The sequence below is a fragment of the Streptomyces sp. MMS24-W38 genome (assembly GCF_059889265.1).
The window spans coordinates 3,763,438-3,777,342 of the sequence record NZ_JCBCPP010000001.1; the positions used below are offsets into that span (position 1 = coordinate 3,763,438).

Sequence of the window (13,905 nt, forward strand, 5' to 3'; positions counted from 1 at the left end):
CGGCAGGATTCGAACCTGCGGCACCCGCTTCAGGAGTTTTCCCTGGTGACGGCTGTGACCTGAGGAAACAGTAGTCGCAGGGTGCCTGGCCTGGGGAAACGCCCCTCCGCAGTTCTCATGTGTTCACGTAATTTCCCGGCCTCATGTGTGCTGAATCCGTTCTGGCGGGCCCTCCTCGAGGACGACCGTCGAGCTTGTGCAGGGGCCCGCCCGGCTTGACTTCAGGGCGACGGCAAAGGCGCACTCGGCGGACCGACATCGGGTGCGAAGCCCGGAACCGTGCGCCTATCGCGTGGGGTGATCAGCGGATTCGCCCCGGGGGTATGGACGGGACGGTGACACTCGTCGGTCGTGACCGCGGTCGGCCCCGCCAGGTCAGCACGCCGGCCGGCCATGCCGGCCGTACGACCGGCGCGGCCTCGAGGGCCGGGACCAAGCTGGTGACGTCGTTGCGGTGGCCGTCCGTCGGGGGAGGTCGCCGCTCCGTCGAGTCATGCCCCGGCCGAAGCCGCGCGGCTGCGGCACAGGGGCCGCCAGTGTAAAATCTTTCACTCGCATGGGCTGAAATCTGTTGTGTCTGCTGTAGACATGCGTACGCGACGAGATTACAGTGTTTGCTGTAGTCAGGAAGTCAGTGAGGCGGGGCAGACACGAACTGCCCGCGCGAAAACAGAGGTTCTGGCACGGCGGTGGAGTGGTGGGGCCGGAGTGGGTTTGGGGTCCCCTCGCTGACCGCCGGGCCCGGTGGCCGCAGGAGGGCTGTCGGCAGTATGCAGGAGTGAGAAGTTCGTCAGAAAAAAGAGAGAAGGAGGAGGACGCCATCAGGATCGCCCGGGCGGGAAGGGTCCGCCCGGGTACCGCAGGCCCCGGAACGGAAGGTGGTCCCACGGTCACGCATCCGCGATCCCCGCACTCTCCGCCCCCCGTCGGGGGCCGGTGCGGAAACAGAAGGCCGGCATCGCAGTAGGCCGGTCGATGGTGTTACAAATCCCTCGGGGCCTTGGTGCCGTACGGCACCAAGGCCCCTCGACGCATTCCCCATCAGAGGTGCAGATGACCACAGACACACCGCTCGACCCAATCGACGACGACGACTACCCCGCTTACACCATGGGACGAGCAGCGGAGATGCTCGGTACCACGCCCGCCTTCCTGCGGGCCCTCGGTGAGGCCCGGCTGATCACGCCCCTACGCTCCGAGGGCGGCCACCGTCGCTACTCCCGCTATCAGTTGCGCATCGCCGCCCGCGCCCGGGAGATGGTCGACCAGGGCACCGCCATCGAGGCGGCCTGCCGCATCATCATCCTGGAAGACCAGCTGGAAGAGGCCCGGCGCATCAACGACGAACTGCGCCGCGGGGAGGTCGGGTCCGGCCACACGGCGGACGCCTGACCCGCACCCGCACAGCGGACGGTGGCCCACCAGGCCCGCGGCCGGCAGCCGATCAGGCTGGGCACCGCAATCCGGCCTGGGAGGGCGGTCCGAGGAGACGGGGCACCGGCGCTGCCGTGTCGACGATCAGGCCGGCCATCGAGTCTCACCGTCCGGGTCCGCACGCGATGTGCCGGGCGCGCAGGCCGCGGCTCACCAGGTGACCCCGTGGGAGCGCCCGGAACCATGGTCGCCCTTGCCCTCGCGCCGGGCCGACGCGGCTGTGGCCGCGGAACCGGGCGGGTGTGCCACCTGGAGCGGGGCGCAGGCTGGCGGCGACGCTGTAAGAGATCGCGCCAACCTGCTCGACCGGCTGACGAGGTCGGGGAAACAAGCCGGCTCGGGCTCTCGCTGCTGTCCTGGTACCGGCTCGCACCTCTCCCGTCGGTCAGATGGACATGGGGGCGCCAAGCATCGCGGAAGCCCGCTGCAGCGGGCTTCCGATGCGCGCGGGTGCGGCCTTGGGGACGGTGCGGCAGGTGAAGCCGAGCCGGGTCATGGCCCTGAGGACTTCGTCGCCGCTGAAATCGCGGCGGTCCTGGCGGGTGATGACCTGGCCGACCTGCTTGGCGGGATAGTGGCGGCGCCCGATGACCACGGAGTCGCCGGTGACCGGCTCGGGTGTGACGCCCCTCATCGCTTCCAGCACGCCGCCCTTGGTGAGCTCGAACGGAAAGCGGGCGATGACACAACGCATGATGCCTCACAGGGAGAAGAGGAAGGGGCCGACCATGGTGTGGCGGTTCAGCGGGAGAGGGTGACGACGCCCAGGGTGTTGCCGTGCTCGTCGACCACGGGCAGGGCCCCGAGCCGCCGGTGGCGCATCGCGTGCTCGGCTTCGGCCACCGTGGTCAGCGGCGAGGCGAAGGGCCCGCCGTCGTCGGAGATGTCGCGCAGGCGGACCCGGTCGGTGTATCCGGGACTGTCCCGCACGGCGGTGAGCCGGGCCTGGGTGACCAGGTCGGTGTACTGGCCGTCCTCGTCACAGACGACGAGGTGACCCGTGCGGGCGGCGGCCATGACGGACAGCGCCACTTCGACGGTCATGGCGTCCCAGACCTGAGGCCCGGCCGAGTCCATGGCATCGGCAACCGTTCTGGGCACGGCGTTGGTGCTAGTTGAGCGGGAATGCATCTGGACCAGCGTCAAGAGGTGCCTCCTGCAGAGATGTGTCAGCTTCCTGATCAAGACGGTCCTAGGCCGCGTCGGAGACGGACCGTCGTGCGGGCGCGCGCCGGGTCGCCGAAGCGGAGCGACGCCGACCGCGTGAGGTGGCGCCACGCTTGGGGCGTTCGACCACCGGTGCGGTGATGACGACCGGGATGCCGGAGGGGGCCTGGGCACCGGTGATGCGGTGCAGGGCCTCCGCGCCCGCGCGGACCTGGGTGGTGTGCGGGACGATGCCGGCCATTGCCATGAGACGGGTCATGGCGCGGCGCTGGTTCGGGGTGACCAGGGTGACGACGCTGCCGGACTCGCCGGCGCGGGCCGTGCGGCCGCCGCGGTGGAGGTAGTCCTTGTGGTCGGTCGGAGGGTCGACGTTGACGACGAGGTCGAGGCTGTCGACGTGAATGCCGCGCGCAGCGACGTTGGTCGCCACCAGCACGCTGACGTGTCCGTTCTTGAACTGCGTCAGCGTACGGGTGCGCTGCGGCTGCGACTTGCCCCCGTGGAGGGAGGCGGCCCGCACCCCGCTGTTCAGGAGGTGCTCGGTGAGGCGGTCGACGGCGTGCTTGGTGTCCAGGAACATGATCACGCGGCCGTCGCGTGCGGCGATCTCGGTGACGGCCGCGTGTTTGTCGGCGCCGTGGACGTGGAGCACATGGTGCTCCATCGTCGTGACCGCGCCGGCCGACGGATCGACGGAGTGCACGACGGGGTCGCTCAGGTAGCGGCGCACGAGCAGGTCGACGTTGCGGTCGAGAGTGGCGGAGAACAGCATGCGCTGACCCCCGGGGCGAACCTGGTCGAGCAGGGCGGTGACCTGCGGCATGAAGCCCATGTCGGCCATCTGGTCCGCCTCGTCGAGGACGGTGACCAAGACCTGGTCCAGCCGGCAGTCGCCGCGTTCGATGAGGTCCTTGAGGCGTCCGGGAGTGGCGACGACGATCTCGACGCCGCGGCGCAGCGCGCCGGCCTGCCTGCTGATCGGCATCCCTCCCACCACCGTGGCCAGGCGCAGTTTCACGGAGCGGGCGTACGGCGTGAGCGCGTCGGTGACCTGCTGCGCCAGCTCACGCGTCGGTACGAGGATCAGCCCCAGCGGCTGCCGGGCCTCGGCGCGCTGCCCGGCCGTGCGGGCCAGCAGGGCCAGCCCGAAGGCGAGGGTCTTGCCGGAACCGGTGCGCCCCCGGCCCAGAACGTCCCGGCCGGCGAGGGAGTTCGGCAGCGTCGCGGCCTGGATCGGGAACGGGGCGGTCACGCCCTGGGAGCCGAGCGCGGCCAGCAGCTCCGTGGGCATGGCGAGATCGGCGAAGCCCGCCGCGGCGGGCAGCGCCGGGGTGATCGTCTTGGGGAGGGCGAACTCACCCTGCAACGCGGCGGGGCGGCGGCTGTGACCGTTGGAACGAACCGGTCCGCCGGAGCGGCTCGGGGACGATGAGCCGAACCGTTTGCCGTTCTTCCCGGGGGCGGTGCTGCCGTTCCGAGCGCGGGCGAAGCGGTCGTTCGTGCGTGTGCGGTTCATGCGGGACCTTCCTTGATGCGGCACATATCAAGGAATTCCCGAGCAGTGCGCAGCATGGAGAATTGCAAGAACGGGCCGAGTGGGAAACGAAAATAAATCGTACGCAAAAATGTGATCGAGAGGAGATGCTCTGGCGTCCCCGAAAAGGAATCCGTGTGCGTAAGTCCGCGGATTCCTAGCAGTCGTCCCGCAGGCGAAACCACTACGGGAAGTGCATACAGCTGGGGCCCGCACCCCGAAGGATGCGGGCCCCAGCTGTAAGTGCGCGCCGACGTCAGGCGGGAACGATGTTCTCGGCCGTCGGGCCCTTCTGGCCCTGCGCGATGTCGAAGCTCACCTTCTGGCCTTCGAGCAGCTCGCGGAAGCCCTGGGCGGCAATGTTCGAGTAGTGGGCGAACACGTCGGCGCCGCCACCGTCCTGCTCGATGAAGCCGAAGCCCTTTTCTGCGTTGAACCACTTCACGGTGCCAGTAGCCATGTCTTGTCTCCTTCGGGGCAGTGAGTCGGCATCCGCACTGTACGGACGCCGTGTCGCCGCGATGATCACCCCGCCCGGAAAAAGACCGGTGCCAAAAGGCGCTTCCAGTGGCGCAGAAGCCGACTGAGAAGAACTTGGAATTCGGGAACCACAACTGCAACTGAGGTCGACAGTAGCACGTTGCAGCGGTCCGTGTGCGTTGAATAATTCCGCTCCGATCGTTACTGCAAGGAAACTGCCCGCACGGTTCCGTAAAATTCTCACCCCGCGGATGCAGATATAATGTTGTCCAGACCCTGCTGGCCCGTAAATCCCCGACTTCGGCCACGAGGACGACGATCCGGACTGGTGAAGGCGGACAGCGGTGTACCGGGGTCCATGCCGATGTGTCCCGGCCGCCGTGAGCGGCAAGTGGAGGGCGACGTCGGCGACCGGACACCGGTCCGGGGCGGTATCGCTGCTGCAGGCATCGGCAGGCCCCTGCGTAGCGGTTCAGCCGCGGGACAGGTTCTGGAGGCCGACCACGCGCAGCAGCTCCAGCCGTTCCTGGGACTCGCTGCACGAGCGGGCGGTGCAGCCGATCAGCCGCTGGTCGTGTTCCGGGCTCAGCAGTGCCTCGCAGTCCATCTCCAGCAGGCCGACGACCGGACACAGGCTGAAGAGCCGCTGTCAGGGTCGTTGCATGTGCTGCCAGCGCGAAGGCCCTCCCGCCCGTGGGACGGAAGGACCTCTGACCAGGCGTTTCTCTGTGCCCCCGGCAGGATTCGAACCTGCGACACCCGCTTCAGGAGTTTTCCCGGGGCGGGTCTGTGGCCTGCGGAGACGTGGGCCACAGGGGGTCTGACCGGGGAAGGACCACTCAGAAGCTGTTGTCTTTCCGGACGTGAGGGCTGCGTTTTCGCTGGTGGGGCATAGGGGCGGCGATCTGGTGGGAGTGACGGGCTGTCATGTCGTCGCTGCTGTGGGAGTCGTGGATGCCGTCGGTGGTCGGACTGCTGGAACAGCGCGAGCTGGGTGCTCGCCGTCGGGTGGACGAACTGCGGGAGGAGGCCGACCGTATTCAGGCCGAGCTGGCCGTGGCCGAGCGGGAATGGAAGGAATGGGCCATCGCCCGCTCGAAGGTCGGCGAAGTGCTGGCCCCGGCGGACGAGACCGGGCAGGACCACGCGGCGGCCGACCGGACCGCGCCGGCCGCCGAGGAGCAGACCGGAAGGACGCCGCAGGCGGCGAGGCCGAAGTCGCAGGTGCCCCTGTGGCGCGAGGGACTTGCCCGGTCGGCGCTGCCGGTGGACTACCAGCGCATCCTGCAGGTGGCAGCCGACCGGGCCCGGCTCGGGCAGGGGCCGGTGACCTGTCAGGAACTGGCCGCAGGGTTCGGCATGGACGTGGTACCGGCGCGGGTGGAGGCGCTGCGGTCGAAGGCCAAGCGCCTGGTGGCCCGCGGCTGGCTGGCCGAGCAGCAGCCGGGCCGGTTCACGCCTGCCCGCGGGGTGGCCGGGCCAGGCGGCGGGTCATGAGCAGGGTCATCGACCAGTAGACCATCGCCTCGGCGCTGCTGGTGCGGCGCTCGACGTCGCGGACCAGGCGGCGGCTTTGCATCAGGTGGGCGAAACACCGCTCGACGATCCACCGTTTGGGCAGCACCACGAAGCCGCGCCTGTCGTCGCTGCGCTTGACGATCGCCAGGACCAGGGCGAACGTGGCCAGGCAGTGCTCGATGAGGCTGCCGGTGTAGCCGCCGTCGGCCCACACCAGCTCCAGCCGGTGGTGGGCGGCGGCCACCCGCGCCAGCAGGACCTGGGCGGCGGCGCGGTCGCCGACATCCGCGGCGGTGACCAGCACGCCCAGCAGCAGGCCGAGGGTGTCGACCACGACGTGCCGCTTACGGCCGTTGATCAGCTTGCCGCCGTCGAAGCCGCGGCTGTCGGCGCCGACCACGGCGTCCGCCTTGATGGACTGGGAGTCGATCACCCCGGCCGTCGGCTCCGCGTCCCGGCCCAGCTTCTTGCGGACCTGCGCGCGCAGCCGGTCGTGGAACTCCTGGATCAGGGCGTTCTCGAGCCAGCGGCGGAAGAACGCGTACACCCGGTCCCACGGCGGGAAGTCGGCGGGCATCGCCCGCCACTTGATTCCGTTGTCGACGAGGTAGCGGATCGCGTCCAGTATCGCGCGGTGGCAGTAGCCCTCGGGCCGGCCGCCCCGGCCGCCCAGCCAGGCGGGCACCGGCAGCAGCGGCCGGACCTCGGCCCACTCCGCGTCCGTCAGGTCGGTCGGGTACCGGCGCTGCCGCTCGGGCCGGTCGGCCGCGTTGCCGTACACGTGCGCGAGGCACTCACACGATGGAGCAGCCGGGTTGGACTGCCCGCCCGTTGACACGGAAGACTGCGGCACCGGGGCCTCCTGTTGCTCTATGGATTCGACACCCACGAGTTGTTCAGGAGGCCCCGTCTTCATGCCCTGGCCTCGGCAGGATCACCCGACCGGGAACCCGCGTTCGACCGCCACCGCTCAAGATCGAAAAGACAACAGCTTCTTAAAGATCTGCACGCCCTTAGGAGGTCTGCGAGGCCGAGCACACCTACGAGCGGCGCAAGGAGAGCTGATGAACCACAGCACGTGGAGGACGCGCCAGGCCCGGCAGCTTGCGGGTGAGGCGGTGGAGTACGACCAGGAGTACGTCGACGCGCGGCTGGCCGGCGACCTCGGGCAGGCGGTCTACGACCGTCGAACCGAACTCGGCCTGTCCCAGGCCGAGCTGGCCGAGCGGGCCGGGATGACGCAGCCTCAGGTCTCCCGGATGGAGGGCGGCGACACCGTGCCGCCGCTCCCGCTGCTGCGACGCCTGGCCAAGGCCCTGGACGGCACCCTGAACCTGGCCATCGACGAGGGCGACTCCCGCGTCACCTTCACCCCGCACGCCGCATGAGTGCCTGGCGGGCAGGTCGTCAGCCATGGATGCCGAAGGGCGCCTGCGAAAGTTCGCAGGCGCCCTTCCCTTCTGTGTCCCCGGCAGGATTCGAACCTGCGACACCCGCTTGAGGAAGTTCGATCTACGCCCGCCCCTGGTGCCTTCGTCGGCTGGGCAGGTGGCCGTCCAGTAGCGCAGATGTGTGTCGTCGTCCGGGTTCGTTGATGTCAGCGTTGGATGTCAACGGAACAGCTTCGGAACTGGGCAGACCTCCAGCGGTTCGTCCGGCCGGTCCGCCCACTGCCACCAGGTGTGCCGACCAGCACACCGCCACAGAGAGCGGCAGATCCTCCGGCCGTCGTCGTCTCGTTTGGACAGCACGAGACCGCCGGACTTCAGGGGCAGGCTGCACTCAGGACAGGCCGGGGCGTCGTCGGTCATGCGGCGCACCCTAACGGAGCGACCTCCGTCTCGAAGCAACTTGGTTGGGCGCTCGACCTGGACCTACTTTGCTCCTGGCCTGCGGCGGCGGTCCGCAAGCGTTTGTGCTTGTCCGCCGCTGTGCGTCGGCGTTGTCACGCATTTAGACACTCACCTCTGTCGCGGGCAAGGGCCGTGGACGTCTCACTGGGGTTATGACGTCAGCCTGACGTCTTGCAGATGACCGCTGTGACAACAACACCGGGCTCCGCGTCGGCGTAGGCAATAACGTCGCGCTCCGCGTCGGACGACGGTGTCGGCGCCGAACATCCCGAAGAAGGACTAGACGACGACGGCTTCGGCTGGGGACCCGACGTTGGCTCGATCCCATCGTTGATCGACTCCGTGAATGACCAGCTGCCGACAACCAGCACGAGCCAACCGCCGATCAGCCACCCTTTCGTGTGCCTGCTCATCACGTCCTTGTCCGAAGTCCCCACGGCAAGCGGCCAGTCTGCCAGCCGAACGACAGCGCCCCTCGCAGACCACCGCATCAGGAGTTCGATCGCTCCTCGGCACTGCCGGGGAACCATCCGGCCACGCTGGTTCTGCCGGACCGCCCAGGAGCGCCGGCGTCCAGCGCCGTGGATGTCACTCGTGGATGTCAGAACGGTGCAACCGCGCGCTCGCTGGCACGATGGTCCCGTGGCTGACCTGGAGCGCATCAAAGCAGAGAGCGTGGCCTACTTCCGAGCACTCGACGAGAACACCACCCTGCGGCACCACTTCCGCCACGCCTCTGAGGAGGGCGGCTTGTGGTACATCGAGGCCGTACCCGAGCGTGGCGAGTTGATCGTCATCAAGCAGGCCGAGCTGACTTCGGCCGGCCAACTCCACCGGTACAGCTGGGAACACCTGGAGGACGAGCACGGCGGCCTGACAGACCAAGCGATCGATCCTGAAGAGGATCCGCTGGAGGCCATCCCGGCCGAAGAGTTCCAGCGGGTATGGACTCGGTGAGCGGGCTGGACAACCACTTTAGGAGAGAGGCTGGGTGATCTCGGGCCTGAGCTGCGGCTTCACCGGCCGAGGAAGCGGGCGGCTACTCGACCGTAAGGCACCGGTGTTGACCGTGGCTGACCCGTGCATCTGGCACGGTTGTGGCACGAACCTCAACCGGCGACAGTCAGCCACGATGGCGGGTACGCCAACCGATCACGCATGCGTGTGCCTCGTTGCACCCCACCGTCCTCAGCCATGCTGCCTGTGCCGTCGACCAGAGCAAGTGCCGACGGCCAGCGCCTGACGACGGCGGCCGGCCGAGCCCTCAGCTTGGGAATTTGTACGGCCGTAGGAGTGATCAAAGCATGAAGGACGTTACGCTCTGATCCCTTTTGTGTAGCTTTCTCCAGGTATCTGCCCGATCTGGGGCAGAGAAGCGGAGGAGAACACATGAGGAACGTCCAGAAGATTGCAGCGGTGGCCGTAGCCACCTGCGGAATCCTCTTCGCCGGCATCGGCGGGGCCAGCGCTGCCACCGGTAACGGGGGGGACAACATCCCCGTGCTCAGCAACATCAACACGCTCAACTGGGACGATTCGCCCTTCTGCGGAATTCAGGTCAAGACCAAGGACAGCGAGCAGAAGACGTCCTGTCCGGTAGTGCACAACGAGGGCAGCTCTAACAGCCCCGTCTACATCGTCACCTTCGGGTCCTGATCTTCCATAACGGTCCGGCGGTTCGCCCGTCGGGCCGTTTAGCTTGTCGGGGCGTTGGCAGGCAGGCGAGTGATCCGGCTGTTGTGTCGGGTGGGCTCCCAGGGCTTCGGCATGGTTCGGCCTCGCGTTTTTGATCACGTCAGACCCCTCTCTGTCAGCCTTGAGTGAGACACCCGGCTCTGCCGGGTTAGCCTGAGAGGGCACCGACAGGAGAACCACCTCCCTCATGACCAGCAAGAACCCCGCGTCCGATCCCGCTCCCCGGCCGAAGCGCCGCTCCTTCAGTCCGGAGTACAAGCTGCGGATCGTCGCCGAGTACGACGCGGCCCCGAAGAACGAGAAGGGTGCGATCCTGCGCCGCGAGCGTCTCTACCACTCGCACGTCAAGGAATGGCGGGCCGCGCGGGACGCCGGCGCCCTGGAGAAGCTGGTCGACCGCCGGACCAGTCCCGCGAGGCCGAAGAAGTCGGCCGCCGAGGCGGAGAACGAGAGACTGCGGCGCCAGGTGGAGCGGCTCGAGAAGGAGCTGGCCCAGAACAAGGCCGCTCTGGAGGTCATGGGAAAAGCTTCTGCGCTCTTGGAAATGATCTCCAGGAGCGCGGACTGAAGTCTGCCGCCGCCCCGGTCGTGGACGACGCCTTCCACGGCGTCGAGACCGAGCTCGGTGTCGTTGCCGCGTGCCGGCTGACCGGCCGTTCCCGTGCCACCCACTACCGTCGGCTACGGCCACCGGCCCGGCCCGGGCCCCGCGCGGTCGGCGTCCAACCGTCCGCCCTGAGCGCCGAAGAGCGCCTGACGGTGCTGGAGTTGATGAACAGCGCCGAGTACGCGGAACTGCCGCCCGCGCAGATCTGGGCCCGTGAGCTGGACGCCGGGCGCTACCACTGTTCGGTCTCCACGATGTACCGGATCCTTCGGGAACAGGGCCAGAGCGGTGAGCGCCGCCGCCAGGCGACCCACCCGGCGCGGGTGGTGCCGGAACTGGTCGCCACCGGCCCGTCTCAGGTCTTCTCCTGGGACATCACCAAGGTGGCCGGGCCCGCCAAGGGCGTCTGGTACCACGCCTACGTCATCATCGACATCTTCAGCCGGTACATCGTCGGCCACACCGTCGAGCGCGCCGAGTCCGCCCTACGGGCCGAGGAACTGATCCGCGAGACCATCGCCCGCAACGGCATCGTGCCCGGGACCGTGCACGCCGACCGCGGCACGTCCATGACTTCCAAGAAGGTGTCCCAGCTGCTGATCGACCTGGGCGTCACCCGGTCGCACTCGCGGCCGAAGGTCTCCAACGACAACCCCTACAGCGAGGCTCAGTTCAAGACCACGAAATACATGGCGGACTTCCCGGAAAGGTTCGATTCGCTGGCCCATGCCCGTGAGTGGTTCGACGCGTTCATCGCGTACTACAACCACGAGCACCGCCACTCCGGTATCGCCTGGCACACCCCGGCCAGCGTCCATTTCGGCACCGCCGAAGAGGTCCGCGACCAGCGGGCCGCCACCCTCGCCCAGGCCTACACACACCACCCCGAACGCTTCGGACGCCGCCCCCGGCCACCCGAGATACCCCGGACAGCCTGGATCAACGATCCCGCCAAGCGCCGCGAATCAGCACCACAAACCTCATAGCATCACAACTGTCTCACTGGACTTGAAATCTTCCGGACCGAGGAGGGCCGGGGGTCGGGTTTGGTCCGGCCATGCTCAGTCGAACCGTTGAGGGTCCCTTACTGCGGTTCATCATGCGGTGGTCAGTGAGGCACGCGGTCGGCGTAGTGACTTTGGGCGGGAGCTGCTTTGGCGCGAGTGATCATGGCCCCGTAAGCTTCCGGCGCGTCGGGCAGTCTGTGGACCTGCCCGGTAAAGCACGACGTTGGGGCCATGATCTTCGAGGCTCGCGCCAAAGTGGCTGGCTAAAGTCGCGGAGCCGACCGCCCCAGCCACGACGTGTTCTGACCTCATGCCCGTGCGCCCGCCCGGAGGAGCAAAGCGACGACGGGTGCTTGACGGCCGGCACCAGCACGCGGGAACTGATGACGCGGATGGGGCACGGCAGCTCCCGGGCCGCGCTGATCTATCAGCACATGACCAGCGACCGGGACCGGGCCATGATCCGCGACGGCGGGGGAGGTGCCTCCGGGCTTGGGGACGGGTAATGGCCTTGCTGTCACGGTCGAAGCTGGCGATGCTGGGCCGATGCCAGGGCAGCGCAAAAGAAGGCGTCAGCAGCAGAACGAGGTGCAGCGGTCTGCTGCTCGCTTCGCGCCTGACGCGGGCCGCTGGGAGGTGTTCTTCGAGACTCAGGACGAGGCGGAATGGGATGCTCATATCCGCCGTCTCCGAGCGTCGGACACGCAGATCGACTGGACGGCGGTGCGAGTCGACAGGCTCTGTGGGCGCCTGACGCAACCGACCACCTTCCGGCTGAGCCTCTTCGTGCCGAAGGCCGTGCCTGACCCGGACCAGGACTTCTCCACGTAGTGGCACGCGTGTGGCACGGCACCCGGAACGACGAAGGGCCAGCCTGGGAGGAACCCCCTCCTGAGCTGGCCCTTTCTACTGTGCCCCCGGCAGGATTCGAACCTGCGACACCCGCTTTAGGAGTTCGATCGCTCCTCGGCACTGCCGAGGACCCACCCGGTCACACTAGCCGTGTCGGACCGCCCAGGAGTGCCGGCGTCTGGCGCCGTTGATGTCACTCGTAGATGTCAGAGCGGAGCAACCCGCGCGCTCGCTGGCACGATGGTCCCGTGGTTGACCTGGAGCGCATCACAGCAGAGACCGCGGCGTACTTCCGAGCACTCGATGAGAACGCCACCCTGCGGCACCACTTCCGCGGCACTGACGAGGAGGGCGGCTTGTGGTACTTCGAGGCCGTACCCGACCGCGGCGAGTTGATCGCCGTCAAGCAGGCCGAGCTGACTTCGGCCGGCCAACTCCACCGGTACAGCTGGGAGCACCTGGAGGACGAGCATGGCTTCCTGACGGACCAAGCGATCGCCCCTGAAGAGGACCTGCTGGAGACCATCCCGGCCGAGGAGTTCCGGCGGGTATGGACTCGGTAAGCGGACTGGACAACCACTTCAGGAGAGAGGCTGGGTGATCTGCGGGTTGAGCTGCGGCTTCGTCAGTCGAGGAAGCGGGCGGCTACTCGACCGCGGGGCACCGGTGTTGACCGTGACTGACCCCTGCATCTGGCACGGTTGTGGCACGAACCTCAACCGCCGACAGTCAGCCACGATGGCGGGTGCGCCGACCGACCAGGCGCGCGTATGCCTCGCTGCACCTCCACCGGTCTCCACCATGTTGCCAGTGCCGTCGACCGGAGCAAGCCACGATGGCCGACACGTACTGGTGGTGCCTGAGCCCTCAGCTTGGGAAGCTGCGATCATTCGGTTGTTGGTTCGTGCTCTGACCTAGGCGAATGGCTGGGTTGGCGCCTCATTGGACGTGGCCTCTTGCACCGTGATTCCCCGCTGTTCCCCGATCGATCTGGTGCGATTGTGGTGCGGCGTAGGTCAACGGGAGGCAGATGATCATTCGTACCAAAGTCCGGGAAGCGGTCCACGCTTGGTCGTTGCCGGAACCCCGGATATGGTGCTGCCCCTCTCGAAGTCGCCCCGGATGTGCAGATAGAGGGAGGGCGTTGGCAAGCCGACGGTCTGGATCCAGCCCTTGCTGTGCACGTGGCCGGCGGCTGTCAGTTCCGCGGCTTGGCCCGGTGGGGCGATGCTCTCCACGTAGCTTTGGCAGATCGTCTCGCCGCTGTCGGCGAACACGTAGCGGGCAGCGTAGGCGTAGCCCTCGTGGAGCCAGACATACAACACGATCGGCTTGTCCAGAACCGCGCGGAACCACTCGGCGGCAAGCTCGGCGAGCCGTTCCGTGGAGCCCGTGGCATCAAGTGCCCAGTCACTGGGACGATCCGGCAGCAGGTACAGCTGATTGTGCAGACGGTCCCCGCGGATGCGGTTACCGACCAGGTGCACACCCAGATCGATCAAGTGCAGACGGGGCTCCGCCCGGTCGGACAGGCTGACATGAGCGAGGAGCGATTCCCAGTTGTCCGGGCGTCCGACCTCCCCGACAACATCAGCTGGCGCCCAGGCCATGCAACGCCCGCTCAGCGCAGATACGAAGGCCCTCTCAGTGTCGTCGAACTCGAAGTCGTCGTCCGGATCATCGATCTCGAACCAAGCATGCGTCGTCATGGGACGGACCCTATGGCGAGGGCTAGGTGCGCCCGGAGCTTGGGGCGCT

General features: G+C 67.7%; 16 protein-coding genes, 1 tRNA gene and 1 pseudogene. 10 read left to right on the forward strand and 8 right to left on the reverse strand.

Features of this window, described 5'->3' with window-relative positions; translation table 11 throughout:
* The first annotated feature begins 1,053 nt into the window (after positions 1-1,053).
* Positions 1,054-1,392: a MerR family transcriptional regulator gene (locus AC6F7H_RS16130; protein ID WP_500757664.1), complete on the forward strand. Its 339-nt coding sequence runs from the start codon at positions 1,054-1,056 to the stop codon at positions 1,390-1,392.
* A 427-nt stretch (positions 1,393-1,819) separates the two neighbouring features.
* Here AC6F7H_RS16130 and AC6F7H_RS16135 read toward each other — a convergent pair whose 3' ends face one another.
* The 6 genes from AC6F7H_RS16135 to AC6F7H_RS16160 form a co-directional block, all read right to left on the reverse strand.
* On the reverse strand, positions 1,820-2,128 hold the full coding sequence (locus AC6F7H_RS16135; RefSeq protein ID WP_500757665.1) for an SCO5918 family protein: 309 nt from the start codon (positions 2,126-2,128) through the stop codon (positions 1,820-1,822).
* 47 nt (positions 2,129-2,175) lie between these two features.
* Entirely contained in the window at positions 2,176-2,580 is a 405-nt protein-coding gene (locus tag AC6F7H_RS16140; protein WP_500757666.1) for a CBS domain-containing protein, read from the reverse strand.
* A 46-nt stretch (positions 2,581-2,626) separates the two neighbouring features.
* Complete coding sequence (locus AC6F7H_RS16145; protein WP_500757667.1) at positions 2,627-4,117, reverse strand: DEAD/DEAH box helicase; 1,491 nt, start codon at positions 4,115-4,117, stop codon at positions 2,627-2,629.
* A gap of 274 nt (positions 4,118-4,391) precedes the next feature.
* Complete coding sequence (locus AC6F7H_RS16150; RefSeq protein ID WP_004986771.1) at positions 4,392-4,595, reverse strand: cold-shock protein; 204 nt, start codon at positions 4,593-4,595, stop codon at positions 4,392-4,394.
* 492 nt (positions 4,596-5,087) lie between these two features.
* Positions 5,088-5,222 carry a hypothetical protein gene (locus tag AC6F7H_RS16155; protein ID WP_500757668.1) on the reverse strand — a complete coding sequence of 45 codons (135 nt, stop codon included), beginning with the start codon at positions 5,220-5,222 and terminating at the stop codon, positions 5,088-5,090.
* Positions 5,223-5,344: 122 nt separating this feature from the next.
* Positions 5,345-5,425: transfer RNA gene (locus AC6F7H_RS16160), tRNA-OTHER, on the reverse strand.
* A 144-nt stretch (positions 5,426-5,569) separates the two neighbouring features.
* On the opposite strand from AC6F7H_RS16160, the gene AC6F7H_RS16165 reads away from it, so the two are divergent.
* Entirely contained in the window at positions 5,570-6,112 is a 543-nt protein-coding gene (locus AC6F7H_RS16165; RefSeq protein WP_500761856.1) for a hypothetical protein, read from the forward strand.
* On the opposite strand, the gene AC6F7H_RS16170 is transcribed toward AC6F7H_RS16165, so the two are convergent.
* Complete coding sequence (locus AC6F7H_RS16170; RefSeq protein WP_500757669.1) at positions 6,069-6,914, reverse strand: IS5 family transposase; 846 nt, start codon at positions 6,912-6,914, stop codon at positions 6,069-6,071. The two genes, AC6F7H_RS16165 and AC6F7H_RS16170, sit on opposite strands and share 44 nt — an antisense overlap.
* A gap of 283 nt (positions 6,915-7,197) precedes the next feature.
* Here AC6F7H_RS16170 and AC6F7H_RS16175 point away from each other — a divergent pair, with 283 nt between their 5' ends.
* The 8 genes and pseudogenes from AC6F7H_RS16175 (at position 7,198) to AC6F7H_RS16210 (ending at position 12,710) form a co-directional block, all read left to right on the forward strand.
* Positions 7,198-7,521 (forward strand): helix-turn-helix domain-containing protein, encoded by a 324-nt coding sequence (locus AC6F7H_RS16175; protein ID WP_500757670.1) that lies wholly within the window; start codon positions 7,198-7,200, stop codon positions 7,519-7,521.
* A 1,107-nt stretch (positions 7,522-8,628) separates the two neighbouring features.
* Positions 8,629-8,943, forward strand: a complete 315-nt coding sequence (locus AC6F7H_RS16180) for a hypothetical protein (protein WP_500757671.1) — start codon at positions 8,629-8,631, stop codon at positions 8,941-8,943.
* A gap of 432 nt (positions 8,944-9,375) precedes the next feature.
* Positions 9,376-9,642, forward strand: a complete 267-nt coding sequence (locus AC6F7H_RS16185; protein WP_500757672.1) for a hypothetical protein — start codon at positions 9,376-9,378, stop codon at positions 9,640-9,642.
* A 226-nt stretch (positions 9,643-9,868) separates the two neighbouring features.
* Positions 9,869-10,249 carry a transposase gene (locus AC6F7H_RS16190; protein WP_500754603.1) on the forward strand — a complete coding sequence of 127 codons (381 nt, stop codon included), beginning with the start codon at positions 9,869-9,871 and terminating at the stop codon, positions 10,247-10,249.
* Positions 10,250-10,269: 20 nt separating this feature from the next.
* Positions 10,270-11,274, forward strand: coding sequence for an IS3 family transposase (locus AC6F7H_RS16195; RefSeq protein ID WP_109382741.1), 1,005 nt, complete (start codon positions 10,270-10,272; stop codon positions 11,272-11,274).
* A 377-nt stretch (positions 11,275-11,651) separates the two neighbouring features.
* Positions 11,652-11,801, forward strand: a pseudogene (locus tag AC6F7H_RS16200) (site-specific integrase); the annotation flags it as partial.
* 40 nt (positions 11,802-11,841) lie between these two features.
* Positions 11,842-12,126 (forward strand): hypothetical protein, encoded by a 285-nt coding sequence (locus tag AC6F7H_RS16205; protein ID WP_500757673.1) that lies wholly within the window; start codon positions 11,842-11,844, stop codon positions 12,124-12,126.
* 269 nt (positions 12,127-12,395) lie between these two features.
* On the forward strand, positions 12,396-12,710 hold the full coding sequence (locus tag AC6F7H_RS16210; protein WP_500757674.1) for a hypothetical protein: 315 nt from the start codon (positions 12,396-12,398) through the stop codon (positions 12,708-12,710).
* 471 nt (positions 12,711-13,181) lie between these two features.
* Here the strand turns inward: AC6F7H_RS16210 and AC6F7H_RS16215 are convergent, their stop codons facing one another.
* Positions 13,182-13,856: a hypothetical protein gene (locus AC6F7H_RS16215; RefSeq protein WP_500757675.1), complete on the reverse strand. Its 675-nt coding sequence runs from the start codon at positions 13,854-13,856 to the stop codon at positions 13,182-13,184.
* Positions 13,857-13,905: the final 49 nt, after the last annotated feature.